The organism is Streptomyces sp. WG5 (genome assembly GCF_049974565.1).
Taxonomy (GTDB): domain Bacteria; phylum Actinomycetota; class Actinomycetes; order Streptomycetales; family Streptomycetaceae; genus Streptomyces.
In genome coordinates this window covers 30,398-56,412 of record NZ_JBNGGC010000003.1, presented here as the reverse complement: position 1 = coordinate 56,412, position 26,015 = coordinate 30,398, and the positions used below count along the sequence as shown (strand labels likewise).

The following is a 26,015-nucleotide window of genomic DNA, read 5'->3' as shown; positions in this document are numbered from 1 at the left end:
GCAAGCGCTTACTTGAAACGATTCATGAGGCGGACGCGACGTCGCGGGGAGGCTCATATGCAGCAGGGCGGGAATGTGGAGAGGCGGACGATCCTCAAAGCGGCGGGGGCCTCGCTGGCCGTCGCGGGGCTGGGGGCGACGGCCACCGCGTGCGGCGGCGGCAGCGGCTCGGGGGACGGAACGGTGACGATCCGTTACTCGTGGTGGGGTGCCGAGGACCGGGCCGAACGCATCAACAAGACCATCGCGCTCTTCGAGAAGAAGTACCCGAAGATCAAGGTGAAGACCGATTTCCAGCAGTACACCGACTTCTGGAAGAAGTTCAACACACAGGCCTCCGGGGGGAATCCGCCGGACGTCTTCCAGAATGCCATCGGATTTCTCCGCAAATACGACGCGAAGAATGTCCTGCTCGATCTGAGCGATCAGGTCGAGGCCGGAAACCTGTCCATGGACGGATTCCGGGCGGGCCTGGAGAAGTTCGGTGAGATCGACGGCAAGCTCCTCGGGGTGCCGGTGGGTTCGAACTCGATGGCCATCGTCATCGACAAGCCCGTCTACGCCCGGGCCGGCGTCAAGCCCGAACAGGGCTGGACCTGGGACGACTTCGACCAGGCGATGACGAAGATCCGTGACAGGACCGGCCGGGCCGGGGACAGCGGCATGTACGGCGTCATGTACCTCTACGACCTGTACCTGCGCCAGAACGGCAAGGCCTTCTTCACCGAGGACGGACTCGGTTTCACCGAGGCGGACCTGACCCAGTGGTGGACCAAGGCGGAGAAGGGCGTGAAGTCCGGGCTGTTCGCCGACCCGAAGAAGGTCGTCCAGGTCAAGCCCAAGTCGGCGGTCGCCGCGGAGCTCGCGGGCAGCGAATTCACCTGGGACAACTTCACCGTCCGCTACACCTCCGAGGGCAAGAGCGAGTACGGTCTCGCGCCCATACCCACCACGGACGGCAAGAAGACCGGCCAGTACCTGGGCTCCCTGATGCTCAGCGCCTCCAAGCGCACCCAGCACCCCAAGGAAGTCGCCCAGTTCATCGACTTCATGGTCCACGACCCCGAGGTCGCCAAGATCATGGGCTATGACCGCGGCGTCCCGACGACGCAGGCCCAGTACGACGCGTACCGCCCGACCGACCCGGTCAACCAGGCGATCGCCGCTTACGAGGAGTCCCTCGTCGAGGCGGGTGTCCTGGAGACCATCACCCCGCACCCGAACGGTGCCGACATCTGTGAGGCCGCCTTCCTGCGCGTCGCCGAGGAGATGGCGCTCGGTGAGCGGTCCGTCGACGACGCCGTCAAGCAGTTCTTCACCGAGTCGAAGACGGCTCTCGCCGGCTGATGGGAAGCGCCGTGACACACGCCCCTGCGACGGAGGACCTGCTCAAGGACTCCGAGCCGCGGCACGGTCCGGTGAAGTCCCCGCGCCCCGCCGAGCTGAAGCGGCGGGGCCGCCGGGAGAACCTGGCCGGCTACCTCTTCATGTCCCCCTGGATCGCCGGATTCCTGCTGCTGACGGCGGGACCGATGGTCGCCTCGCTCTACTTCGCGTTCACCGACTACAACCTCTTCGACGCCCCCGCGTGGATCGGCCTGGACAACTTCTCCGAGATGTTCGGCGACCCGCGCTGGCGCCACTCGGTCGAGGTGACCCTGTGGTACGTCGCCGTGGGCACGCCGATCAAGCTGATCGCGGCACTCGGCGTCGCGCTGCTGCTGGCGCAGAAGCGGCGCGGGCAGGCCTTCTACCGGGCCGCCTTCTACGCGCCGTCGCTGATCGGCGCGAGCGTGTCCATCGCCATCGTGTGGAAGGCGATCTTCTCGGACGACGCGGTCGTCGACCGTACGCAGCAACTCTTCGGGATCGACGCCGGGGGCTGGACCGGTGACCCCGACCTGATCATCTACAGCCTGGTGGCCCTGACCGTCTGGCAGTTCGGCGCCCCCATGGTCATCTTCCTGGCCGGTCTGAAGCAGGTGCCGCGCGAGCTGTACGAGGCGGCCGACGTGGACGGGGCGGGCAGGCTGCGGCAGTTCTGGAGCATCACGCTGCCGATGATCTCCCCGGTCCTCTTCTTCAACGTCCTGCTGGAGACCATCCACTCCTTCCAGATCTTCAGCTCGGCCTACATCGTCGGCGGCGGCGCCGGAGGCAACGCCTGCGGTCCCGCGGACGGCACGATGGTCTACACCTGTTATCTGTACGTCCAGGGCTTCGAGAACAGCAGGATGGGCCTGGCCTCCGCCATGGCCTGGATGCTGCTGGTCGCGGTCGCCCTGGTCACCGCGGTGCTGTTCTGGTCCCAGAAGCGCTGGGTGCACTACGAGGAGGGCGGCCGATGAGCGCGCAGGCCACCGACGTCACGCCGGCCCCGCCCACGAGGGCCCCGTCCACCGGGACGACCGCGTTCCGGCGCAAGCTGCCCGGGTCGCTCGCCTGGCACCTCGGGTCGCTGGCGGTCCTCGCGGTGATCCTCTACCCGGTGCTCTGGGTGATCGGCGGCTCCTTCAAGGAGAGCGGCGACATCGTCGGCAGCCTGGACCTGTTCCCGGCCGACCCGATCATCTCCAACTACACGAGCCTCGCCGACGGCATCGCGGACATCTCGATCTCCACGTTCTTCTTCAACTCGCTCTTCCTCGCCGTCGGTTCGGTGGTCGGGATCGTGGTGTCCTGCTCCCTGACCGCCTACGCCTTCGCGAAGATCAGGTTCGCGGGCCGCAATCTGCTGTTCACGCTGATGATCGGCACGCTGCTGCTGCCGTACCACGTGCTGCTGATCCCGCAGTACGTGCTGTTCCGCAACCTGGACATGATCAACACGTACACCCCGCTGCTGCTGGGGAAGTACCTGGCCACGGAGGCGTTCTTCGTCTTCCTGATGGTGCAGTTCATGCGCAACCTGCCCAAGGAACTCGACGAGGCGGCCCGTCTCGACGGCTGCGGGCACTTCCGCATCTACTGGTCGATCGTGCTTCCGCTGTGCCGGCCGGCACTGATCACCAGCGCGATCTTCACCTTCATCAACTCCTGGAACGACTTCATGGGCCCGCTGATCTACCTCAACGAGCCCAGCAAGTACACGGTCTCCCTCGGTCTGAAGATGTTCGTGGACCAGGAAGGGCTGGCGAACTACGGTGGCATGATCGCCATGTCACTCGTCGCCCTGCTGCCCGTACTCGCCTTCTTCCTCGCCTTCCAGCGCTACCTGATCGACGGCATGGCGACGTCCGGTCTGAAGGGCTGAGGTGAAGCGATCATGACCGAGGCACGCGCCGAGGCCCGCGCCGAGCGGGGGGAGTCACGGTTCGCGGAGGGGTTCGCCCTGTTCGCCGAGTGCCTGCTCACCGGAGTGTGGATCGCGGTGGCCTCGCTGCCGCTGGTCACCTACCCCGCCGCGTTCGCGGCCGGCGCGCGGCACCTCGGGCGCCGGCTCGCCCATGAGCGCGGCGGCTGGCGGGAGTTCACCGCCGACTTCCTGGTGGCGGTGCGCCGCGGGTGGCTCGTCGGGCTCGCCGGGTGGGCCGCCCTGGCCGCGGTCTGGGTGGACGTGCAGGCCGTACGCAGCGGACTGCCGGGCGGCCCGTTCGTGGGCGCCGTCGGAGTGTCCGCCCTGATCGGCGCGGCCGTGGCCGGGCTGCGCGCGGCGGCGGCCTGGCGGCCCGGCGCCTCCTGGCGCTCCTTGCTCGCGCAGGCCGGACGCCGCACCGTGCTCGATCCCGCCGGCTCCTTCCTCATCGTCGGCGGGCTGGCCGTCGTGGTCTGCTCGGCCTGGTTCAGCGCGCCACTGGCGGTCGCCGTCCTCGGTGCCGTCGCGGCGGCGGCCGTCGCCGTGGAGGAGCGCTACCGGCGCCGCTGACGGCGGCGCCCGCCCACCCGAGCCGGTGCGCCGGCGTCGGGGCTCGACTGTCATGCCCGTGACAGCACCTTCGAGCACCTTACGAGTTCAGCGTCATGCCCGTCAGAGCCCGCCCACGCGTTCGGCGCCGTGCCCATGACGGCCCGTCGCACGTCGGAGCCGTGCCCGTGACAGTCCGCCGCGCGTCAGTGCCGTGCCGGTGACAGTCCGCCGCGCGTCAGAGCCATGCCCTTGACACCCCCCGCATCCGCACGGAACGGAAAGGAAAGGCCATGTCCCCCATCCCCCGCAGGTCCCTCCTCAAGGCGGCGGCCGTCGCCGGCGCCGCCGCCCAGTTCAGCTGGGCACTGGGCGCGAAGACCGCCCAGGCCGCACCCGCCGCCAAGGACGGCGACGCCGACCCGGTCACCCTGACCTGGCTGGAGGACGGCGGCCTCGGCGCCGCACCCGGCTCCACCGTCGGCGTCCCGTGGCCCAAGGGCACGTACCGGGAGGACCAGACGTTCGCCGTCACGGACGCGGACGGCAAGGCCGTGCCCTCGCAGTCCTGGCCCCTCGCCTACTGGCCGGACGGCTCCCTGAAGTGGACCGCGCACGCCGTCGGCTCGGGCAACGGCGCGCTCACCCTGACCGCCGGCACCCCCGCCGCACCGGCGAAGAAGATCACCGTCGACCAGCGCGGCGGCACCATCGACATATCGACCGGTGCCATCACCGCCAGAATCGGCAAGTCGGGGTCGACACTGATCAAGTCGGTCACCAGAGGCTCCACCGAGATCGCCAGGAACGGCCGCCTCGTCCTGCTGCGCCAGCCCGAGATCGAGGACGGCGACCAGGGCACGGTGAAGTACGAGCGCTTCGACGGCGCCGTCGACGAGGTGAAGGTCGAGCAGGAGGGACCGGTCCGCGCCGTCGTCCGCATCGACGGCAAGCACCGCAGGGGAGGCCGGAGCTGGCTGCCCTTCTCCATCCGCCTCTACTTCTACGCGGGCGCCGACTCCTTCCGCATGGTGCACACGATCACGTTCGACGGGAAGCAGGAGCCGGGCAAGGCGAGCGGTGACTTCATCCGCGGCCTCGGTGTCCGCTTCACCGTGCCGATGCGCGACGAGGCCTACGACCGGCACATCCGCATCGGCGGCGAGGGCACCGGCCTGCTGCGCGAAGCCGTCAAGGGCATCACCGGCCTGCGCCGCGACCCCGGAGCGGCCGTACAGGCGGCACAGTTCGCGGGGGAGAAGCTGCCCGACCCCGCCACCTGGGACCAGCGCGTCACCACCCGCCTGAAGTACATCCCGGAGTGGGGCGACTACACCCTCTCCCAGCTCTCCGCCGACGGCTTCACCCTGCGCAAGCGCACCAAGAAGGGCCACGGCTGGATCGGGGCCGGCGGCGGCCGGCGCGCCTCCGGATTCGGCTACGTCGGCGGGGCGAGCGGCGGACTCTCCTTCGGCCTGCGCGACTTCTGGGAGAAGCACCCCGCCCAGCTCGACATCCGCGACGCCCAGACCGACGAGGCCGAGGTCACCCTCTGGCTCTGGTCGCCCGAGGCCCAGCCCATGGACCTGCGCTTCTACCACGACGGCATGGGCCAGGACACCTTCCCCGAGCAGATCGAGGGCCTCAACATCACCTACGAGGACTACGAGCCCGGGTTCGGCACCCCCTACGGCATCGCCCGCACCTCCGAGCTGATGTTCTGGGCCAACGCCGCGACCCCGAGCGCCGAGACACTCGCCGAACAGGTCGAGGCGGTCCGCGTCCTGCCGCAGCTCGCCGCCCCGCCGAAGCAGCTCATCAAGGCCGGCGTCTTCGGCCCCGGCCTCTACTCCGAACCCGACCGCTCCACACCCGCCAAGGCCAAGATCGAGGACCACCTCGACTTCCTCTTCACCTACTACAAGGACCAGGTGGAGCAGCGCCGCTGGTACGGCTTCTGGGACTACGGCGACATCATGCACACCTACGACACCGCCCGGCACCAGTGGCGCTACGACGTCGGCGGCTACGCCTGGGACAACTCCGAGCTCTCGCCCGACCTGTGGCTCTGGTACGCCTACCTGCGCTCCGGCCGCGCCGACATCTTCCGCTTCGCCGAGGCCATGACCCGGCACACCGGCGAGGTGGACGTCTACCACCTCGGCGAATGGGCCGGCCTCGGCACCCGGCACGGCGTCCAGCACTACGCCGACAGCGCCAAGCAGCAGCGCATCGCCAACACCACCTACCGGCGCTACTACTACTTCCTCACCGCCGACGAACGCGTCGGCGACCTCATGCACGCCAACGTCGACTCCGACGAGACCTTCCTCGCCCTCGACCCGCTCCGCAAGATCCGCACCGAGCCCTACACCCCCGACCGCAACGCCCTCTCCGTCGGCTTCGGCACCGACTGGAGCGGCCTGGTCTCGGCGTGGCTGACCGAGTGGGAGCGCAAGGGCCCCAAGTGGGAGAAGGCCAGGGCCCGCGTCCTGTCCACCATGGAGACCATCGCCGCCCAGCCCAACGGCTTCGTCCAGGGCAGCGGCCTGTACGACCTCGACACCGGCCGGTTCGCGATCGCCGAGACCCCGAAGGTCGAGGTCTCCCACCTGTCGGCCGTCTTCGGCCTGAACGAACTGTGCGCCGAGCTGATCGACCTCGTCGACATGCCGGAGTTCAACGAGGCGTACTACGACTACTGCCGCTACTTCAACGCCTCCAAGACCGAACAGGCGGCCCGCTACGGCAGCAACTTCGGCAGCCTCATCCTCTTCCAGGGCCACTCGCGCCTCGACGCCTACGCGGCGGTACGGACCGGGGACGAGAAGCTCGCCGCGCGCGCGTGGCAGAAGTTCTACGCCTCCGACGGCTACAAGGAGTCGGCGCCCTGGACGACGGAGGAACTGAGCGGCCCCGTCACGCTGGTGCCGGGCAGCGAGGCGACCTGGGTGTCCACCAACGACACCGCGCTCTACGGCCTCGCCGCCATCGAGAACCTGGCACTCCTCGGCGACAGGATGCCGTAACCGGCACGGGACGGGCGCGGGCTCGGGCACACTCCACAGGTGGACTGGAACCATTACCGATTCCGCAGCCTGTGGGCCCTGCCCGCGCCCGCCCCGACCGTCTACCGCTCGCTGGAACGGATCGAGGACTACCCCCGCTGGTGGCCCCAGGTGCGCCAGGTCACCCGGCTCGGCGACACCGGCGGGGTCGTCCGGATCCGTTCGCTCCTGCCGTACGACCTGACCACCACCCTGCGCGAGCGGCGGCGCGACCCGGCGGCGGGCGTGCTGGAGGTCGCGATCGACGGAGACATGGAGGGCTGGGCGCGCTGGACGGTCGCCCCGCGCGGCTCCGGCGCCCTCGTCCGGTACGACCAGGAGGTCGTCGTCGGCAAGCCGCTGCTGCGCCGCCTCGCCGTGCCCGGGCGCCCCCTGTTCCGGGCCAACCACCGGCTGATGATGCGGGCGGGGCGGCGCGGACTGGCGGCCCACCTGCAAGCGGTTTGAAGAGAGAGCGCCGGGCCCTGTATTGTTCAGTGCGTTCCCGGGCGATTAGCTCAGTGGGAGAGCGCTTCGTTCACACCGAAGAGGTCACTGGTTCGAACCCAGTATCGCCCACCGGGAAAAGCCGGTCCGCCGCATGGCGGACCGGCTTCTTCGTGCGATCACGCCGCCGTCGGCAGGTCCGGCCGCAGTGGCCAGGCCGGGTCCACCGCCTCCTCGGTCCCGTTCAGCGCGAACCACGCCTGGAGCCCCCGCGCCTGCCCCGCGTGCCACACCGCCTGGAGCGAGTGCAGCTCGGCGGCGGACAGACGCTCCAGCCGCCCCGGGAAACGGCGCCCCACCGCCCGCACGACCTCCAGCGCGGCCTGCGCGTCGGCCGCCGCGTCGTGCGCGCCCTCCAGTTCGACGCCGTAGTGCGCGCACAGGTCGGTCAGGGTGCGGCGGCCCTTGCGGTAGCGGTCCAGGTGCTTGTCGAGCACCCGTGGATCCAGCACGTGCAGTGACGTCCGTTCCAGCCAGCGGCCGAGGGAGGAGTCGCGGTGCCGGCGCAACTCCCGGTCCAGCAGCGTGAGGTCGAACGGCGCGTTCATCACCACGAGCGGACGCCCGGCACGGGCCTGCTCGGCCAGCGCCTCGGCTATCTCCCACATCACCGGCGCCGGCCAGCGACCGTGGCGCTGCACATGCTCATCCGTCAGCCCGTGCACGGCCGTCGCCGCCCCAGGCACCGGCACCCCCGGGTTCACCAGCCAGCGGGTGACGCGCGGCCGCAGGCCCGGCGCATCCTGGACGACGAGGGCTGCCGACACGATCCGGTCGGTCTCGACGTCCACACCCGTCGTCTCCGTGTCGAAGGCGGCCAGCGGCCCCTCGAACCAGCTCGTCATAGGGCACTCAACTCCTCGTCCGGACACGGCCGCTGACGCGCCGCCCTCTGTCCCGGTCCGGTGATACCCGCGCTGTTTGCGGCGTACGCCGGAAGGACACAACAGGAGTGGGGGTCTCGGCAGTTCACAGGCCCTCAGCGGGGATTGACCAGTTCTGGAAGGCTGTTGGCCATGGCCATAGCGCAGCCCGAACGGGGCGGGCTGCTGCCCGAGCGCACCGCGCCCACTCGCGGCTCCCTCGCCACCACCGCCTGCATGGAGACCCTGCAGGTCGGCTACCTCCACGCGGTCGCCGCGGCGGCGGGCTGCTCGCTCTCCCAGCCCTTCCCCGACAACGGCATCGACTGGCACGTCAGCCACAGCGCCCCCGGGCACACGGTCGACGACGAGGTCACCATCAAGGTGCAGCTCAAGGCGACGTACCAGATCCCGCCGAGCCCACCCGGCCGCTCCTTCTCCTTCACGCTCGACAACGAGCACCTGGCGAAGCTCGCCCGCACCCCGGTCTCGGTGCACAAGATCCTGGTCGTGATGATCGTCCCCCGGTCCCGGGACCAGTGGCTGCGGGCCGGTCACGACCGGCTCGACCTCAGGCACTGCTGCTACTGGACCAACCTCGCCGGACATCCGGTCACCGGCCGGCGGCGCACCACCGTGCGGATACCGACCGCGCGGGTCTTCGACGACCGGGCGCTGTGCGAGATCATGACGCGGGTCGGGACGGGAGGGAAACCATGACGCACCGCCCGACCGGGGAGCCACTGCCCCACCCCGTCGACGGCTCCGCCTGGAGCGAGGACCACCCGCCCGAGTCCGGCACCGTCGACCCCGCCGTCCTCACCGCCCTGCTCCACCGGCACGGCTGGCGGCGGCGCGGTGGCGCCCCGGGCCGTTACGGCCGCTGGACCCCGCCCGGCCCGGGTGCCGGCGCCACCAGCCTGCTGGTGCCCGTCAGCCGAGCCTTCCCCGACAGCGACGACCTGCTGGGCGAGGCACTGCTCGCCCTGTCCCGCAGCGGCACGCCCGCCGCCCGCGAGATCCTCGTCTCCCTCGCCGTACCCAGCGACGAGATCCGCTGGGGGCGCGACGTGCCGACCGGTCCCGGCGACACCCCGTCCTGGACCGTGGAGGAGCAGCTGCGCTCCGCCGCCCGCCGGATGCTGCTCGCCGCAGCGCTCGCCACGCGCGCGCGGGCCGGCTACTACGGTGCCCGGCACCGGCGGGCCGCCGCCGAGGCCCTGGAGAACGTCCTGGTCGGCCCCGCCTCCGGCGGCCGCCGGCTCACGGCGTTCGTGCCGGTCACCACCGGCCGCCCGCTCGCCGTACGCCTCCACCAGGCGCTGCACGCCGCCCGGGAGGCCGTCGACTACCGGCGGGCCACCGGCGGCATGGAGGCCTTCGACACGGCCGTCGCGGCCGGCGTCAGCCACGAACTCACCGAGGCGCTCGTCACCCTGGTCCGCGGCACGGAGGGAGCGTGGATCGCCGTCGACTGGTCGCCGTCCGCGGGCGTCCCCGAGGGCTGCGCCGCCGTCACCGAGCCCGTCGAGTTCTCGCCCGGCGACCTGCCCGCGCTGCGCGAGGCCGCCGCCCGCTACCTGAGCGTGGAGCCGTCCGTACCGGTGCGGATCACCGGCACCGTCGTCCGTATGCGCCGGCCCGGACCGCGCGGCGCGGGCACCGTACGGCTGCGGGTGCTGGCCGGCGCCGAGGTCCCGCACGTGCGGATCACCCTGGACGAGGAGGCCTACCGGATCGCCGGGCACGCCCACCTCGTCGGGCTGCCGGTGCGGGTGCTCGGCCGGCTGGAGAGCCGGGGCGGATTCCGCCGGCTCACCGGCGCCTGCGAGATCGCTCCCGTACAGGTCGACGACGCGGAGCGGGACCGGCTGCTGAAGGCGGTGCAGGAGCACGTCGAGGTGGCGGCCTTCTTCGAGGAGGCCTGCGGAGGGGACTGCGAGGACTGACCGCCGGGAGCGACGGCGGGAACGATTTCGCGATGCACGGGCCCGGGTCGGTACGATCGCCCTCATGCGTGCGCTTTGGTATGGCGCCGCGGCCCCACCTTCAGTCAGGAGAGACCGGTGTCAGACGTCCGTGTGATCATCCAACGCGATTCCGAGCGGGAAGAACGCGTGGTGACTACGGGCACGACGGCCGCCGAGCTCTTCGCCGGCGAGCGCTCGATCGTCGCCGCCCGCGTATCCGGTGAGCTCAGGGACCTCGCCTACGAGGTCGAGGACGGCGAGACCGTCGAGGGCGTCGAGATCTCGTCCGAGGACGGCCTGGACATCCTGCGCCACTCCACCGCGCACGTCATGGCGCAGGCCGTGCAGGAGCTGTTCCCCGAGGCCAAGCTGGGCATCGGCCCGCCCGTCAAGGACGGCTTCTACTACGACTTCGACGTCGAGAAGCCCTTCCACCCCGATGACCTCAAGGCCATCGAGAAGAAGATGCAGGAGATCCAGAAGCGCGGCCAGCGCTTCTCGCGCCGCGTCGTCACCGACGACGAGGCCCGCGAGGAGCTCGCCGACGAGCCGTACAAGCTGGAGCTGATCGGCCTCAAGGGCTCCGCGTCGCACGACGACGGCGCGGACGTCGAGGTCGGCGCCGGCGAGCTGACGATCTACGACAACCTGGACGCCAAGACCGGCGAGCTGTGCTGGAAGGACCTCTGCCGCGGTCCCCACCTGCCCACCACCCGCAACATCCCCGCGTTCAAGCTGATGCGCAACGCCGCCGCCTACTGGCGCGGCAGCGAGAAGAACCCGATGCTCCAGCGCATCTACGGCACCGCCTGGCCGACCAAGGACGAGCTGAAGGCGCACCTGGAGTTCCTCGCCGAGGCCGAGAAGCGCGACCACCGGAGGCTCGGCAGCGAGCTGGACCTGTTCTCGATCCCGGAGCAGATCGGCTCAGGCCTCGCCGTCTTCCACCCCAAGGGCGGCGTCGTCCGCCGGGTCATGGAGGACTACTCGCGGCGCCGCCACGAGGAGGAGGGGTACGAGTTCGTCTACACCCCGCACGCGACGAAGGGGAAGCTCTTCGAGACCTCGGGCCACCTGGACTGGTACGCCGACGGCATGTACCCGCCCATGCAGCTCGACGAGGGCGTGGACTACTACCTCAAGCCCATGAACTGCCCGATGCACAACCTGATCTTCGACGCGCGCGGTCGCTCGTACCGTGAACTGCCGTTGAGGCTCTTCGAGTTCGGTACGGTCTACCGCTACGAGAAGTCGGGCGTCGTGCACGGTCTGACCCGGGCCCGCGGCTTCACCCAGGACGACGCGCACATCTACTGCACCCGTGAGCAGATGTCGGAGGAGCTCGACAAGACGCTCACCTTCGTGCTGAACCTGCTGCGCGACTACGGCCTGACCGACTTCTACCTGGAGCTGTCCACCAAGGACCCGGAGAAGTTCGTCGGTAGCGACGAGGCCTGGGAAGAGGCGACGGAGACGCTGCGCCAGGTCGCCGAGAAGCAGGGCCTGCCCCTGGTCCCGGACCCGGGCGGTGCAGCCTTCTACGGCCCGAAGATCTCCGTCCAGACCAAGGACGCCATCGGCCGCACCTGGCAGATGTCGACCATCCAGCTCGACTTCAACCTGCCGGAGCGCTTCGACCTGGAGTACACGGCCGCGGACGGCAGCAAGACCCGCCCGGTCATGATCCACCGCGCTCTGTTCGGCTCCATCGAGCGCTTCTTCGCGGTGCTCCTGGAGCACTACGCGGGCGCCTTCCCGGCGTGGCTGGCCCCCGTCCAGGCGGTCGGCATCCCGGTGGGTGACGCCCACGTCGAGTACCTGGAGAAGTTCGCCGCGGAGGCCAGGACGAAGGGCCTGCGGGTGGAGGTCGACTCCTCCTCGGACCGTATGCAGAAGAAGATCAGGACGGCCCAGAAGCAGAAGGTCCCGTTCATGATCATCGTGGGCGACGACGACATGAACGCGGGCACGGTCTCCTTCCGCTACCGCGACGGTTCGCAGGAGAACGGCATCCCGCGGGACCAGGCGCTGGCGAAGCTCGTCGATGTGGTGGAGCGCCGTATTCAGGTGTGACACGTTCCCCGTGATCGCGGGGACCGGCCCCCGGGAGGCGCTCCCGGGGGCCCTTTCGGTTCACGAGCGCCGACGCCATATGCTGCACGCATGACGAGTGAGCCGGAGCAGCAGCTGGGAGTGGGGACGCCGGACGCGTTCCAGCGTCTGTGGACGCCCCACCGGATGGCGTACATCCAGGGCGAGAACAAGCCGAGCGGCCCCGGTGCCGACGACGGCTGCCCCTTCTGCTCGATCCCGGCGAAGTCCGACGAGGACGGACTGATCGTCCGGCGCGGCGAGCTGGTCTACGCGGTGCTCAATCTGTACCCCTACACCGGCGGCCACACCATGGTCGTGCCCTACCGTCATGTCGCCGACTACACGGATCTGACGGACGGGGAGACCGCGGAGCTCGCGGAACTCACCAAGCAGGCCATGACGGTGCTGCGCAGAGCCTCCGGGGCCCACGGTTTCAATGTGGGAATGAACCAGGGCACGGTGGCCGGCGCGGGCATCGCTGCCCACCTTCACCAGCACATCGTGCCCCGGTGGGGCGGTGACTCCAACTTCATGCCCGTCGTCGGCCAGACGCGGGTCTTGCCACAGCTGCTGGGGGACACCCGCACGATGCTGGCGGAGGCGTGGCCCTCCGCCTAGGCCGTGTCGTTCGGTTCAGGCCGGCCCCGGGGCGACGGTGCCCCGCGACCGGCCCGAGCGGGACCCGAGGCGTGCGGCTGCGGGGCGGAGGAGGGCGACAGGGCGCCGGAAGCCCTGGCAGCCGACCGCGACGCCGCTGGGGGCGCTCCCCACGCCCTTCAGGCCGTGGGGAGCGCTTGCCGGGACCCCGCGGACCCCGGCAAGATCCGGACGGCGCTCTCCAGCACCGCAGGACCCCCGCAGCGGGGCCTACGCGTTGTACAGGTCCGCCTTGCCCGGAGTGGGATCCTGCACGGCCGTGCTCAGGAACGCCGACCGCGTTCCGAACTTCTCCGTGTCCACGCCGTTCTCCTCCAGCACCTTGATCGCCGCCGAGTGCACCACCCGCAGCACCGGCGTGGCCGCCCGCAATGCGTCGTCGGCCATGAAGCGATGCCGCCACGGCTGGTCCGCCCACGCGTGCCGCAGCCCGAACGGCTCCGGCAGCCCGATCGTGCCGCCGAGCCAGTTCAGCAACGGCGGATACCAGGTGAGCGGAGCCCGGACGGCGAGCCGGACCACCTCGTTCGCGGTGACCAGGGGGAGCATGATCTTCCGCGTCTCCCACGGCTTGAACGACTTGGCGACCTCCTTCGAGGGGGCCTCCGGCGCGGTGGTGAAGAGCGGGTTCACCGGGCCCAGAGCGTGGCCGGTGACCTCGATGCGCAGCGTCTCGTACAGCACGGTCACGGTGATCAGCATGGTGATGACCAGCTGACCGTCCCACAGCGTCCACTGGACGCCCAGGTAGTGCCGGTCGCCCGCGCTGAACTGCTGCTTGTTGCAGATGTCCTGTATCGCGTGCGGCTTGACCTGGTAGGCCTCGACGTCCGTGCCCTCCGGGCGGGACACCGCCTTGGCGTTCTCACCGATCGGGGTCACCACCCAGTGCCGGATGGACGGCTTCGGGAAACCGCCGGTGTTCAGCGGGCCGCGCTCCAGCATGCGCAGCTGGTCGTGGATGGACCGGACGACGTCCCAGCTGCGGAAGGGGTGGATCTCCCGGGTTGGGTCGGCCGGCACCAGATCCTCGGCGAGCTGCCAGCTGCCCCAGCGCGTGCCCATGCCGAGTATGCCCTTGGGGCCGGCGTAGAAGACGGAGTTGGACTGCTGCTCGGCGCCGAGCTTGGCCAGGGACTGGCGCAGCTGCTCGGCCGCCGTCTCGCCGGGGTTGCTGGGTACCGCCTCCGGCACCTTGGCACCGACGCCGGCGCCCGACAGGAGGCCCGCCCAGCGTTCCCGCAGGTCCTTCGCCGTGCCCTCGCAGATCCGCTTGGCCCAGAACCAGCCGATGACGGGCATCACGACCGCGGCACGCGCGTACCAGGCCCAGAAACCGCCGAAGGGCATCTTGAGGAGGAACAGCACGGCCAGCGCGGCTATCGCCACGAGTACCGCGGTGCCCAGGGCACCGGCCTGCTTGTTCTCCGTCTTGGCGACGGTGGTGCGGATCTGGAAGCCGATCAGCCAGACCAGCATGCCGGGCAGGAACAGCAGACCGCACACCACGATCACCGCGGACAGCCGGGCGTCGCGCGCCTTGCGGATGCCGTTGGCCGCCAGGCAGTGCTCGACGACCACCTGCGGTTCGGCGCCGAACGACTGGATGAGCGGCTTGCGGCCGCTGCCCAGCATCCGGTCGGCCACCGCGCGGGAGAAGGCCTCGCCGAGGTTGGGACGGAAGATCGTGGCCCAGGACCGTCCCGCGTTGACGGCCGTCTGGTGCCACTCGTTGTCGGCCTTCTTGATCTCCTCCATCGGGTTGTCCCGGTAGGCGGCCGAGGCCAGCGCGAAGGTGGCCGTCTGCCCCCCGTCGTCCGTACGCGGCACCTGCGGCCCGAAGAAGTCCGCGTAACCGCCGTCAACGGTCATTCCCGCCCCCGATCGCCACCACTGTCGTCCTGCGGCCTTCCCGACTTTCCCGCCCCGCACACCTGTTGATCAGGTCATCAGCGTATCCGCCACCACCGACATGCGTCACCGGACCTTCAAAGACGCCCCCACGCGCGCGGGTTGAGCCGGAGGCGCGCCGTCGTGCGCCGGGGGAGCGGGTCTTCGGCGCGGGGAGGCCCGCGCCGGTCCCCGCGGTGCTACGACGCCGCCCGCGGCTCCTCCCGGAGACGTTCCGCGATCTGCGGCGGCATCGGTTCGTGCCGCGCGTAACGGCGGTCGAAGCGCGCGGTGCCGTGCGAGAGGGAGCGCAGGTCCACCGCGTACCGGCCGATCTCCATCTCCGGCACCTCGGCCCGGACCAGGGTCCGCCCGCCGCTCGTCTGCTCGGTGCCGAGCACCTTCCCGCGCCGGCCGGACAGGTCGCTCATCACGGCGCCCACGTATTCGTCACCGACCAGCACGTTCACCTCTGCGACGGGCTCCAGCAGGTGGATCCTCGCCTCGGCCGCGGCCTCCCGCAGCGCCAGCGCGCCGGCCGTCTGGAAGGCGGCGTCGGAGGAGTCCACCGAGTGCGCCTTGCCGTCCCGCAGCGTCACCCGCACGTCGATCAGCGGATGGCCCGCGGCGACGCCCTTGGCGGCCTGGGCGCGGACGCCCTTCTCGACGGACGGGATGAACTGCCGGGGCACCGCTCCTCCGACCACCTTGTCGACGAACTCGATGCCCGAGCCGCCCGGCAGCGGCTCCACCTCGATCTCGCAGACGGCGTACTGCCCGTGCCCGCCGGACTGCTTCACGTGCCGCCCGCGCCCGGCCGCCCTGTGTCCGAACGTCTCGCGCAGGGAGACCCGGTGGGGTACGACGTCGACCTGGACGCCGTAGCGGCTGCGCAGCCGTTCGAGCGCCACGTCGGCGTGGGCCTCGCCCAGGCACCACAGGACCACCTGGTGCGTGTCCTGGTTCTGCTCCAGGCGCATCGTCGGGTCCTCGGCCACCAGCCGCGCCAGCCCCTGGGAGAGCTTGTCCTCGTCGGGTTTGCTGTGCGCCTGGATGGCGAGCGGCAGCAGCGGCTCGGGCATCTCCCACGGGGCCATCAGCAGCGGGTCGTCCTTGGCGGAGAGCGTGTCCCCGGTCTCCGCGCGGCTCAGTTTCGCCACGCACGCCAGGTCCCCCGCGATCACGTGCGAGACCGGCCGCTGCTGCTTGCCGAAGGGGGTCGACAGGGCACCGATCCGCTCGTCGACATCGTGGTCCTCGTGGCCGCGGTCGGCCAGCCCGTGCCCGGAGACGTGCACCGTCTGGTCGGCGCGCAGGGTGCCGGAGAAGACGCGGATCAGCGAGATCCGTCCGACGTACGGGTCGGAGGACGTCTTGACGACCTCCGCGACCAGCGACTCGCCGGGATCGCACATCCGCAGCTCGCGCGGGCGGCCGTCGGGCGTCGTCACCCGGGGCGCCGCGCGCTCCAAGGGGGTCGGGAAGCCGCGCGTGACCAGCTCCAGCAGCTCGACCGTGCCGAGCCCCTGCCGGGCGCCCTCGGCCGCGGGTGCGGCGGCCAGCACGGGGAAGAACACCCCGCGCGCCACGGCCCGCTCCAGGTCCTCGATGAGCGTCCTGACGTCCACCTGCTCGCCGCCGAGATAGCGCTCCATGAGGGTCTCGTCCTCGCTCTCCGAGATGATCCCCTCGATCAGCATGGAGCGGGCCTCGTCGATCAGCGGCAGTTGCTCCTCGCCCGGCTCCGACTCCTTGCGCTCGCCGGACGCGTAGTCGAACAGCTTCTGCGAGAGCAGCCCGATCAGCCCCGTCACGGGAGCGTGCCCGTCCGGCGCCCGCGGCCCCCGCAACGGCAGGTACAGCGGCAGGACGGCGTCGGGATCGTCCCCGCCGAAGGCCTCCGCGCAGATCCGCGTCATCTCCTCGAAGTCCGCGCGGGCGGACTCCAGGTGCGTGATCACGATGGCCCGCGGCATACCGACGGCGGCGCACTCCTCCCACACCATGCGGGTCGAACCGTCCACCCCGTCGGAGGCCGAGACGACGAAGAGGGCCGCGTCCGCCGCCCGCAGACCGGCCCTGAGCTCACCGACGAAGTCGGCGTACCCGGGGGTGTCCAGGAGGTTGACCTTGATGCCGTTCCATTCGACCGGCACCAGGGAGAGCTGTACGGAGCGCTGCTGCCGGTGCTCCATCTCGTCGTAGTCCGAGACGCAGCCGCCGTCCTCGACGCGGCCCGCCCGGTTCACCGCTCCCGCCGTCAGCGCGAGAGCTTCCACCAGAGTCGTCTTGCCCGATCCGGAGTGGCCGACCAGCACCACATTCCGTACGGACGTGGGGCGGTCGGCCGCCGTTGCCCTTCCGGCGGCTCCGGGGTGGGTGTGTGCCTTGTCGCCCATGTTCCTTGCCTCCCGTACACGGTGAGGTCACTGGGGGCGCGGACACGCGGGACCGCGTGCACTGGCGGCTCCGGCGACGCCCGCGGTTCTTCGAGCTTTCCACTCCCGTCACGCCACGTCCATACGACGGCCCCGATCCCGCCGCCCACCGGCCGCCCGGCAAGGGGGGCAGGGTGCCCGTCCGTCGCCCACGCGCGCGCGTGGCTACGATGGGCCAGCCGGTGGCCAGCAGGGGCCGCGGCCACACCGACCGTCGGGAAGGTCATGCTGAACAAGTACGCGCGTGCATTTTTTACGCGTGTCCTCACACCGTTCGCCGCGTTTCTCATCCGCCGGGGCGTCAGCCCCGACGCGGTCACACTGATCGGCACCGCCGGTGTGGTCGCGGGCGCGCTGGTCTTCTACCCCATGGGTGAGTTCTTCTGGGGCACGGTCGTGATCACGCTCTTCGTCTTCTCCGACCTCGTCGACGGCAACATGGCGCGCCAGCTCGGCCGCTCCAGCCGCTGGGGCGCCTTCCTGGACTCCACGCTGGACCGGGTCGCCGACGGCGCGATCTTCGGCGGCTTCGCCCTCTGGTACGCGGCCGGCGGTGACGACATCGTGCTGTGCGCCGTGTCGATCTTCTGCCTGGCCAGCGGCCAGGTGGTGTCGTACACCAAGGCGCGCGGCGAGTCGATCGGCCTGCCGGTCGCCGTCAACGGACTGGTCGAGCGTGCCGAGCGGCTCGTCGTCTCGCTGGTCGCGGCCGGTCTCGCGGGACTGCACGCGTTCGGTGTGCCGGGCATCCAGTACCTGCTGCCGGTCGCCCTGTGGATCGTCGCCGTCGGCAGCCTCGTCACGCTGATCCAGCGCGTCGTCACGGTCCGCCGCGAGGCTGCCGAGGCGGACGCCGCCGCGCAGGAGAACCAGGGCGCCGAGGCGGCGAAGTGACCGCTCGGGACCGGCTGACCGACGCCCTGTACGGAGCCGGGTGGAGCACCGTGAAGAAGCTCCCCGAGCCGGCCGCCGTACGGCTCGGCCGCCTCGTCGCGGACATCGCCTGGAAGCAGCGCGGCACGGGCGTACGGCGTCTGGAGAGCAACTACGCGCGCGTGCTGCCGGACGCGGGCCCGGAACGCCTGGCCGCCCTCTCGCGCGCGGGCATGCGCTCGTACCTGCGCTACTGGATGGAGTCCTTCCGGCTCCCGGCCTGGAGCGCCGAGCGGATCAAGGCCGGCTTCGCCGCCAGGGACCTGCACCACCTCACCGACGGCCTGGACGCGGGCAGGGGCGTGATCCTCGCCCTCCCGCACCTGGCCAACTGGGATCTCGCCGGGGCCTGGGTCACCACCGGGCTCGGCATCCCCTTCACGACGGTCGCCGAGCGTCTCAAGCCGGAGACCCTCTACGACCGCTTCGTCGCCTATCGCGAGGGCCTCGGCATGGAGGTCCTGCCGCACAGCGGCGGCACCGCCTTCGGGACGCTGGCCCGGCGGCTGCGCGACGGCGGCCTGGTCTGCCTGGTCGCCGACCGCGACCTGTCCGCCTCCGGTGTGGAGGTCGAGTTCTTCGGTGAGACGGCCCGCATGCCGGCCGGCCCCGCCCTGCTCGCCCAGCAGACGGGCGCACTGCTGCTGCCGGTGACGCTCTGGTACGACGACTCGCCCGTGATGCAGGGCCGGGTGCATCCGCCGGTCGAGGTCCCGCAGTCAGGTACGCGGGCCGAGAAGACGTCTGCCATGACACAGGCGCTGGCCGATGCCTTCGCCACGGGGATCGCCGACCACCCGGAGGACTGGCACATGCTCCAGCGTTTGTGGCTGAAGGACCTCGACCCCGCCAAGGCCCCGGCGGCGGCCGACGGGCAGGGCACGTCGTGAGGATCGGCATCGTCTGCCCGTACTCCTGGGACGTGCCGGGTGGCGTCCAGTTCCACATCCGGGACCTGGCCGAGTACTTCATCCGTCTCGGCCACGAGGTCTCCGTCCTCGCCCCCGCCGACGACGACACCCCGCTCCCCCCGTACGTCGTCTCGGCCGGCCGAGCCGTGCCGGTGCCGTACAACGGCTCGGTGGCCCGGCTGAACTTCGGCTTCCTGTCGGCGGCCCGGGTACGGCGCTGGCTGCACGACGGCGCCTTCGACGTCATCCACATCCACGAGCCGACCTCGCCCTCGCTCGGCCTGCTCACCTGCTGGGCGGCGCAGGGCCCCATCGTGGCGACGTTCCACACGTCCAACCCGCGCTCCCGCGCGATGATCGCCGCGTACTCGATCCTCCAGGCCGCCCTGGAGAAGATCAGCGCCCGGATCGCGGTGAGCGAGTACGCCCGCCGCACCCTCGTCGAGCACCTGGGCGGGGACGCGGTGGTCATCCCCAACGGCGTCGACGTCGACTTCTTCGCCGACGCCGAGCCGAAGCCCGAGTGGCAGGGGGACACGATCGGCTTCATAGGACGCATCGACGAGCCCCGCAAGGGCCTGCCGGTACTGATGCGGGCCCTGCCGGAGATCCTCGCCGCCCGCCCCGGGACCCGGCTGCTGGTCGCCGGGCGCGGCGACGAGAAGGAGGCGGTGGCCTCCCTGCCCGCCGAGCTGCGCTCCCGGGTGGAGTTCCTCGGCATGATCAGCGACGAGGACAAGGCCCGCTTCCTGCGCAGCGTCGACCTGTACGTGGCGCCCAATACCGGCGGCGAGAGCTTCGGGATCATCCTCGTCGAGGCCATGTCGGCGGGCGCCCCGGTGCTCGCCGCCGACCTGGACGCGTTCGCCCAGGTCCTGGACCGGGGGGCGGCCGGCGAGCTGTTCCCCAACGAGAACGCCGGCGCACTGGCCGACGCGGCGGTGCGGCTGCTGGCGGACCCGCAGCGCCGGGCAGCGCTGCGGGAACGGGGCAGCGCGCACGTACGGCGCTTCGACTGGTCCACGGTCGGCGCGGACATCCTGTCGGTCTACGAGACGGTCACGGCGGGCGCGGCGGCGGTGGCGACGGACGACCGGGCGACGGGGTTCAGGGCACGGTTCGGCCTGGCGAGGGACTGAGACCCCGGCCCGCCTCTGCACCCCGGCCGGCCTCTGCAGCGCCACCCGCCTCTGCGGCCCGGCCGGCCTCTGCAGGCCCCGGTGACGCCCCCACCGAGGTACCCGGCCGACCCGGCGGAGCGCTCCCGTAGGGTTGCGGTCCGTGACCGCAACCCTGATCTGGATCCTGGTCGCCCTCGTCGCGATCGGCCTGTACCTGAGCTGGACGGCGGGGCGTCTCGACCGGCTGCACGCCCGGATCGACGCCGCCCGTGCCGCACTCGACGCGCAGTTGCTGCGCAGGGCGTCCGTGGCGCAGGAACTGGCCACCTCGGGCGTGCTCGACCCGGCGGCCTCCATCGTCCTGTACGAGGCCGCGCACGCCGCCCGGCAGGCCGAGGAGGAGCAGCGGGAGGTCGCCGAGAGCGAGCTGAGCCAGGCCTTGCGGGCCGTGTTCGCCGATCCGCAGCAGGTGGACGCCCTGCGCGCGGCGCCCGGTGGCGAGGAAGCGGCCCACGAGCTGGCCGAGGCCGTACGGCGCGTCCCGATGGCCCGGCGTTTCCACAACGACGCGGTGGGAGCCGCCCGCAGGCTGCGCGAGCACCGGAAGGTCCGCTGGTTCCGACTCGCCGGACACGCGCCCTTCCCGTTGGCCTTCGAGATGGACGACGAGCCGCCGACGGCGCTGGTCGACAGGGCGGCTTAGCGGCCCCGGCCGGGCCCCGCGTTCCCCGGCCGGGCCCCGCGTCCCAAAAGGATCCACCGGCTGCCCATTGGCCCTTGCTGTGGACTGGTCCCTTCGCGTTTCCTCGGAGCTGCAGAAACCCCCCTTTCCTTCAGCGAGGTACCCGTGGCCAGCACGCTCTCCGAAAACCACGCCCCCGAGACCGGCACCGCCCGTGTGAAGCGCGGCATGGCCGAGCAGCTCAAGGGCGGCGTGATCATGGACGTCGTCACGCCGGAGCAGGCGAAGATCGCCGAGGACGCGGGCGCCGTCGCCGTCATGGCCCTGGAGCGGGTCCCGGCCGACATCCGCAAGGACGGCGGCGTGGCCCGTATGTCCGACCCGGACATGATCGAGGGCATCATCGGCGCGGTCTCCATCCCCGTGATGGCCAAGTCCCGCATCGGCCACTTCGTCGAGGCCCAGGTGCTGCAGTCCCTCGGCGTCGACTACATCGACGAGTCCGAGGTCCTCACCCCGGCCGACGAGGTCAACCACAGTGACAAGTTCGCCTTCACCACCCCCTTCGTGTGCGGTGCCACCAACCTGGGCGAGGCCCTGCGCCGGATCGCCGAGGGCGCCGCGATGATCCGCTCCAAGGGCGAGGCCGGCACCGGCAACGTCGTCGAGGCCGTCCGTCACCTGCGCCAGATCAAGAACGAGATCGCCCGGCTGCGCGGCTACGACAACAACGAGCTGTACGCCGCCGCCAAGGAGCTGCGCGCCCCGTACGAGCTGGTCCGGGAAGTCGCCGAGCTCGGCAAGCTCCCGGTGGTCCTCTTCTCCGCCGGCGGCGTGGCCACCCCGGCCGACGCCGCGCTCATGCGCCAGCTCGGCGCCGAGGGCGTCTTCGTGGGCTCCGGCATCTTCAAGTCCGGGGACCCGGCCAAGCGCGCCGCGGCCATCGTGAAGGCGACCACCTTCTACGACGACCCGAAGGTCATCGCGGACGCGTCCCGCAACCTCGGCGAGGCCATGGTCGGCATCAACTGCGACACCCTGCCCGAGACCGAGCGCTACGCCAACCGCGGCTGGTAGGACGAGGGGCCCGAAGACGTGCACGACACGAGCGACACCCCCGTCATCGGTGTCCTGGCCCTCCAGGGCGACGTACGCGAGCACCTCGTCGCCCTGGCCGCGGCCGATGCCCTGGCCCGGCCGGTCAGGCGACCGGAAGAGCTCGCCGAGGTCGACGGCCTGGTCCTGCCCGGCGGCGAGTCCACCACCATCTCTAAACTGGCCGTCCTCTTCGGGGTGATGGAGCCCCTCCGCGCGCGCGTGCGGGACGGCCTGCCCGTCTACGGCACCTGCGCCGGCATGATCCTGCTGGCCGACAAGATCCTCGACCCGCGCTCCGGACAGGAGACGGTCGGCGGCATCGACATGATCGTGCGCCGCAACGCCTTCGGACGGCAGAACGAGTCCTTCGAGGCGGCCGTCGGAATCAGGGGCGTGGAGGGCCCTCCCGTGGAGGGCGTCTTCATCCGCGCCCCCTGGGTCGAGTCCGTGGGCGCCGCGGCCGAGGTGCTCGCCGAGCACGACGGTCACATCGTCGCGGTCCGCCAGGGCAACGCCATGGCCACGTCGTTCCACCCGGAACTGACCGGCGACCACCGCGTGCACCGCCTCTTCGCCGACATGGTGCGCGCCAACCGGGCGGCGGAGTCCTTGTAGGATTCCTGCGTTCGTTCAAAGACGGGTTACGCGAAGGAGACAGGCAGATGTCCGGCCACTCTAAATGGGCCACGACGAAGCACAAGAAGGCCGTGATCGACGCCAAGCGCGGCAAGCTCTTCGCGAAGCTGATCAAGAACATCGAGGTCGCGGCCCGCATGGGCGGCGTCGACATCGACGGCAACCCGACGCTCTACGACGCCATCCAGAAGGCGAAGAAGCAGTCGGTGCCGAACAAGAACATCGACTCCGCGGTCAAGCGCGGCGGCGGCCTCGAGGCCGGCGGCGCCGACTACGAGACGATCATGTACGAGGGTTACGGCCCGAACGGTGTCGCGGTGCTCATCGAGTGCCTCACCGACAACCGCAACCGCGCCGCCTCCGACGTCCGCGTCGCCATGACCCGCAACGGCGGCTCCATGGCCGACCCGGGTTCGGTGTCGTACCTGTTCAACCGCAAGGGCGTCGTGATCGTCCCCAAGGGCGAGCTGGGTGAGGACGACGTCCTCGCCGCGGTCCTGGACGCGGGTGCCGAGGAGGTCAACGACCTCGGTGAGACCTTCGAGGTCCTCAGCGAGGCCACCGACCTGGTGGCGGTCCGCACCGCACTCCAGGACGCCGGCATCGACTACGAGTCCGCCGATGCCAACTTCGTCCCCACCATGCAGGTCGAGCTGGACGAGGACGGCGCCCGGAAGATCTTCAAGCTGATCGACGCCCTGGAGGACAGCGACGACGTGCAGAACGTCTTCGCCAACTTCGACGTGAGCGACGAGATCATGGAGAAGGTGGACGCGTAGCGCCGCCGCGCACACGACGGTTCCGGCGGGCCGGTGGTGACACGTCCCCACCGGCCCGCCGCTCCTGTCAGTGGCAGCCGATAGCCTGGCGTACGTCAAGGATCACCGTCCACGGACCGCAACCATCCATCGAGGGCCCCGACGGCGATCAGCCGGATCCGCGAGAGCGGCGGCGGTCCAGCCGCGAAGGGGTGCACGTGCGCGTACTGGGGGTGGACCCGGGGCTGACCCGCTGCGGTGTCGGTGTCGTGGAGGGCGTCGCGGGCCGGCCGCTCACCATGATCGGCGTCGGTGTCGTCCGCACGTCCGCGGACGCCGACCTCGGCCACCGCCTCGTCGCCGTCGAGCAGGGCATCGACCAGTGGCTGGACGAGCACCGGCCTCAGTACGTCGCCGTGGAGCGCGTCTTCAGCCAGCACAACGTCCGCACGGTGATGGGCACCGCACAGGCCAGCGCCGTCGCCATCCTGTGCGCGTCCCGCCGCGGCATCCCGGTCGCGCTGCACACCCCCAGCGAGGTCAAGGCCGCCGTCACCGGCAGCGGACGCGCCGACAAGGCGCAGGTCGGTGCCATGGTCACCCGCCTGCTGCGGCTCGCCGCGCCCCCCAGGCCCGCCGACGCCGCCGACGCCCTCGCGCTCGCCATCTGCCATATCTGGCGCGCCCCCGCGCAGAACCGGCTCCAACAGGCCGTGGCCCTGCACGCCTCGAAATCCCCGCGGACTCCGCAGGTCCCGACCGCACCGAAAGGCCGTACGCCATGATCGCCTTCGTCAGCGGCACGGTCGCCGCCCTCGCCCCCGACGCCGCGGTGGTCGAGGTCGGCGGCGTCGGCATGGCCGTCCAGTGCACGCCGAACACGCTCTCCACCCTCCGGATCGGCAAGCCCGCCAAACTCGCCACCTCGCTGGTCGTCCGCGAGGACTCGCTCACTCTGTACGGCTTCGCGGACGACGACGAGCGCCAGGTCTTCCAGCTGCTCCAGACCGCGAGCGGCGTCGGCCCCCGGCTGGCCCAGGCGATGCTCGCCGTGCACAACCCCGACGCCCTGCGCAGAGCCGTCTCCACCGGCGACGAGAAGGCGCTCACCGCCGTCCCGGGCATCGGGAAGAAGGGCGCGCAGAAGCTGCTCCTGGAGCTGAAGGACCGCCTCGGCGAACCCGTCGGGGCCCCCGCCGTCGGAGCGCCGGTCAGCACCGGCTGGCGCGACCAGCTGCACGCGGCCCTGATCGGCCTCGGGTACGCGACCCGCGAGGCCGACGAGGCCGTCACCGCCGTGGCGCCCCAGGCGGAGGCCGCCGGGGGCACCCCCCAGGTGGGGCAGCTCCTGAAGGCGGCCCTGCAGACACTGAACCGCGCCCGATAGTCCGTACCGAGAGCCGAGGCACACCTGATGAACTGGGACGACACGACCGACACGGACGCCGCGGGCGAACGGCTGGTGGGTGCGTCCGCCGACGGCGAGGACCAGGCCGTGGAGGCCGCCCTGCGCCCCAAGGACCTGGGCGAGTTCATCGGCCAGGAGAAGGTCCGCGAGCAGCTCGACCTTGTGCTGCGCGCCGCACGCGCGCGCGGGGCGACCGCGGACCACGTGCTGCTCTCCGGCGCCCCCGGCCTGGGCAAGACCACCCTCTCGATGATCATCGCGGCCGAGATGGAAGCCCCCATCCGCATCACCTCCGGCCCCGCCATCCAGCACGCCGGCGACCTCGCGGCCATCCTCTCCTCCCTCCAGGAGGGCGAGGTCCTCTTCCTCGACGAGATCCACCGCATGTCGCGGCCCGCGGAGGAGATGCTCTACATGGCGATGGAGGACTTCCGCGTCGACGTCATCGTCGGCAAGGGGCCGGGCGCCACCGCCATCCCCCTGGAGCTGCCGCCCTTCACCCTGGTCGGCGCCACCACGCGCGCGGGGCTGCTGCCGCCGCCGCTGCGCGACCGCTTCGGTTTCACCGCGCACATGGAGTTCTACGGACCGGCCGAACTGGAACGCGTCGTCCACCGCTCGGCGGGCCTGCTCGACGTCGAGATCGACACCGCCGGAGCCGCCGAGATCGCCGGCCGCTCCCGCGGCACCCCCCGCATCGCCAACCGCCTGCTGCGCCGGGTCCGCGACTACGCCCAGGTGAAGGCCGACGGCCTGGTCACCCGGGAGATCGCGGCGGCCGCCCTCGCGGTCTACGAGGTCGACGCCCGGGGCCTGGACCGTCTGGACCGGGGTGTCCTGGAGGCGCTCCTCAAGCTGTTCGGCGGCGGGCCGGTCGGCCTGTCCACGCTCGCCGTCGCCGTGGGGGAGGAGCGTGAGACAGTGGAAGAGGTCGCCGAACCCTTCCTCGTACGGGAGGGTCTGCTGGCCCGCACCCCACGGGGACGGGTCGCGACCCCCGCCGCATGGGCGCATCTCGGCCTCACCCCGCCGGGTTCCCGGAGTCCCGGAAACGGACAACAGGACTTGTTCGGGGCGTGACGATCCCGTCACGCGGAGGACATTCGCCGGAGCAGGAACCCCGGTGCCATGCCGAGCGTTGTTCCATGCGCGCGGAAC

23 protein-coding genes and 1 tRNA gene are annotated in these 26,015 nt (G+C 71.1%); 21 read left to right on the top strand and 3 right to left on the bottom strand.

Annotated features, from left to right (window positions below; genetic code table 11):
- Positions 1–57 precede the first annotated feature (57 nt).
- The 7 genes from ACP4IX_RS04025 to ACP4IX_RS03995 all read left to right on the top strand — a co-directional run bounded on the left by ACP4IX_RS04025 (position 58) and on the right by ACP4IX_RS03995 (position 7,470).
- On the top strand, positions 58–1,347 hold the full coding sequence (locus ACP4IX_RS04025; RefSeq protein ID WP_426518787.1) for an ABC transporter substrate-binding protein: 1,290 nt from the start codon (positions 58–60) through the stop codon (positions 1,345–1,347).
- On the top strand, positions 1,347–2,348 hold the full coding sequence (locus ACP4IX_RS04020) for a carbohydrate ABC transporter permease (RefSeq protein WP_426518789.1): 1,002 nt from the start codon (positions 1,347–1,349) through the stop codon (positions 2,346–2,348). Before ACP4IX_RS04025 ends, ACP4IX_RS04020 begins: the two co-directional genes overlap by 1 nt.
- The gene (locus ACP4IX_RS04015) at positions 2,345–3,253 is read left to right on the top strand and encodes a carbohydrate ABC transporter permease (RefSeq protein ID WP_426518791.1); all 909 of its coding nucleotides are present in this window, start codon (positions 2,345–2,347) and stop codon (positions 3,251–3,253) included. The genes ACP4IX_RS04020 and ACP4IX_RS04015 overlap by 4 nt, the downstream gene beginning before the upstream one ends.
- Positions 3,254–3,265: 12 nt before the next feature.
- Entirely contained in the window at positions 3,266–3,865 is a 600-nt protein-coding gene (locus ACP4IX_RS04010; protein WP_426554779.1) for a hypothetical protein, read from the top strand.
- A gap of 272 nt (positions 3,866–4,137) precedes the next feature.
- Positions 4,138–6,873 (top strand): Tat pathway signal sequence domain protein, encoded by a 2,736-nt coding sequence (locus ACP4IX_RS04005; RefSeq protein WP_426554778.1) that lies wholly within the window; start codon positions 4,138–4,140, stop codon positions 6,871–6,873.
- A gap of 39 nt (positions 6,874–6,912) precedes the next feature.
- The gene (locus ACP4IX_RS04000) at positions 6,913–7,359 is read left to right on the top strand and encodes an SRPBCC family protein (protein ID WP_426554777.1); all 447 of its coding nucleotides are present in this window, start codon (positions 6,913–6,915) and stop codon (positions 7,357–7,359) included.
- 39 nt (positions 7,360–7,398) lie between these two features.
- Positions 7,399–7,470: transfer RNA gene (locus ACP4IX_RS03995), tRNA-Val, on the top strand.
- A 47-nt stretch (positions 7,471–7,517) separates the two neighbouring features.
- Here the strand turns inward: ACP4IX_RS03995 and ACP4IX_RS03990 are convergent.
- Entirely contained in the window at positions 7,518–8,243 is a 726-nt protein-coding gene (locus tag ACP4IX_RS03990) for a 3'-5' exonuclease (protein WP_426518799.1), read from the bottom strand.
- Positions 8,244–8,414: 171 nt separating this feature from the next.
- Between ACP4IX_RS03990 and ACP4IX_RS03985 the strand changes: the two genes are divergently transcribed.
- From ACP4IX_RS03985 to ACP4IX_RS03970, 4 genes are all read left to right on the top strand, one after another.
- Positions 8,415–8,981 (top strand): DUF4365 domain-containing protein, encoded by a 567-nt coding sequence (locus ACP4IX_RS03985; RefSeq protein ID WP_426518801.1) that lies wholly within the window; start codon positions 8,415–8,417, stop codon positions 8,979–8,981.
- Positions 8,978–10,210: a hypothetical protein gene (locus ACP4IX_RS03980; protein ID WP_426554776.1), complete on the top strand. Its 1,233-nt coding sequence runs from the start codon at positions 8,978–8,980 to the stop codon at positions 10,208–10,210. The genes ACP4IX_RS03985 and ACP4IX_RS03980 overlap by 4 nt, the downstream gene beginning before the upstream one ends.
- Before the next feature lie 117 nt (positions 10,211–10,327).
- On the top strand, positions 10,328–12,304 hold the full coding sequence (thrS, locus tag ACP4IX_RS03975; protein ID WP_426554775.1) for a threonine--tRNA ligase: 1,977 nt from the start codon (positions 10,328–10,330) through the stop codon (positions 12,302–12,304).
- A 90-nt stretch (positions 12,305–12,394) separates the two neighbouring features.
- The gene (locus ACP4IX_RS03970; protein ID WP_426518807.1) at positions 12,395–12,943 is read left to right on the top strand and encodes an HIT family protein; all 549 of its coding nucleotides are present in this window, start codon (positions 12,395–12,397) and stop codon (positions 12,941–12,943) included.
- A gap of 249 nt (positions 12,944–13,192) precedes the next feature.
- Here ACP4IX_RS03970 and ACP4IX_RS03965 read toward each other — a convergent pair whose 3' ends face one another.
- Both ACP4IX_RS03965 and ACP4IX_RS03960 read right to left on the bottom strand, forming a co-directional pair.
- Complete coding sequence (locus ACP4IX_RS03965) at positions 13,193–14,854, bottom strand: hypothetical protein (protein ID WP_426518809.1); 1,662 nt, start codon at positions 14,852–14,854, stop codon at positions 13,193–13,195.
- A 218-nt stretch (positions 14,855–15,072) separates the two neighbouring features.
- The gene (locus ACP4IX_RS03960; RefSeq protein ID WP_426554774.1) at positions 15,073–17,271 is read right to left on the bottom strand and encodes an elongation factor G-like protein EF-G2; all 2,199 of its coding nucleotides are present in this window, start codon (positions 17,269–17,271) and stop codon (positions 15,073–15,075) included.
- A gap of 264 nt (positions 17,272–17,535) precedes the next feature.
- On the opposite strand from ACP4IX_RS03960, the gene pgsA reads away from it, so the two are divergent.
- The 10 genes from pgsA (at position 17,536) to ruvB (ending at position 25,937) form a co-directional block, all read left to right on the top strand.
- The gene (pgsA, locus tag ACP4IX_RS03955) at positions 17,536–18,204 is read left to right on the top strand and encodes a phosphatidylinositol phosphate synthase (protein ID WP_426518813.1); all 669 of its coding nucleotides are present in this window, start codon (positions 17,536–17,538) and stop codon (positions 18,202–18,204) included.
- Entirely contained in the window at positions 18,201–19,133 is a 933-nt protein-coding gene (locus tag ACP4IX_RS03950; protein WP_426518815.1) for a phosphatidylinositol mannoside acyltransferase, read from the top strand. Before pgsA ends, ACP4IX_RS03950 begins: the two co-directional genes overlap by 4 nt.
- The gene (locus ACP4IX_RS03945; RefSeq protein ID WP_426518817.1) at positions 19,130–20,293 is read left to right on the top strand and encodes a glycosyltransferase family 4 protein; all 1,164 of its coding nucleotides are present in this window, start codon (positions 19,130–19,132) and stop codon (positions 20,291–20,293) included. The genes ACP4IX_RS03950 and ACP4IX_RS03945 overlap by 4 nt, the downstream gene beginning before the upstream one ends.
- Before the next feature lie 142 nt (positions 20,294–20,435).
- Positions 20,436–20,978, top strand: a complete 543-nt coding sequence (locus ACP4IX_RS03940; RefSeq protein WP_426518819.1) for a hypothetical protein — start codon at positions 20,436–20,438, stop codon at positions 20,976–20,978.
- Positions 20,979–21,122: 144 nt separating this feature from the next.
- Entirely contained in the window at positions 21,123–22,034 is a 912-nt protein-coding gene (pdxS, locus tag ACP4IX_RS03935) for a pyridoxal 5'-phosphate synthase lyase subunit PdxS (RefSeq protein WP_426518821.1), read from the top strand.
- An 18-nt stretch (positions 22,035–22,052) separates the two neighbouring features.
- Positions 22,053–22,670 carry a pyridoxal 5'-phosphate synthase glutaminase subunit PdxT gene (gene pdxT / locus ACP4IX_RS03930; protein WP_426554773.1) on the top strand — a complete coding sequence of 206 codons (618 nt, stop codon included), beginning with the start codon at positions 22,053–22,055 and terminating at the stop codon, positions 22,668–22,670.
- A gap of 47 nt (positions 22,671–22,717) precedes the next feature.
- The gene (locus tag ACP4IX_RS03925; protein ID WP_426518825.1) at positions 22,718–23,470 is read left to right on the top strand and encodes a YebC/PmpR family DNA-binding transcriptional regulator; all 753 of its coding nucleotides are present in this window, start codon (positions 22,718–22,720) and stop codon (positions 23,468–23,470) included.
- A 197-nt stretch (positions 23,471–23,667) separates the two neighbouring features.
- The gene (gene ruvC / locus ACP4IX_RS03920; RefSeq protein WP_426518827.1) at positions 23,668–24,234 is read left to right on the top strand and encodes a crossover junction endodeoxyribonuclease RuvC; all 567 of its coding nucleotides are present in this window, start codon (positions 23,668–23,670) and stop codon (positions 24,232–24,234) included.
- Entirely contained in the window at positions 24,231–24,836 is a 606-nt protein-coding gene (gene ruvA, locus ACP4IX_RS03915) for a Holliday junction branch migration protein RuvA (RefSeq protein WP_426554772.1), read from the top strand. The genes ruvC and ruvA overlap by 4 nt, the downstream gene beginning before the upstream one ends.
- Positions 24,837–24,863: 27 nt before the next feature.
- Positions 24,864–25,937 (top strand): Holliday junction branch migration DNA helicase RuvB, encoded by a 1,074-nt coding sequence (gene ruvB / locus ACP4IX_RS03910; RefSeq protein ID WP_426518831.1) that lies wholly within the window; start codon positions 24,864–24,866, stop codon positions 25,935–25,937.
- Positions 25,938–26,015 lie beyond the last annotated feature (78 nt).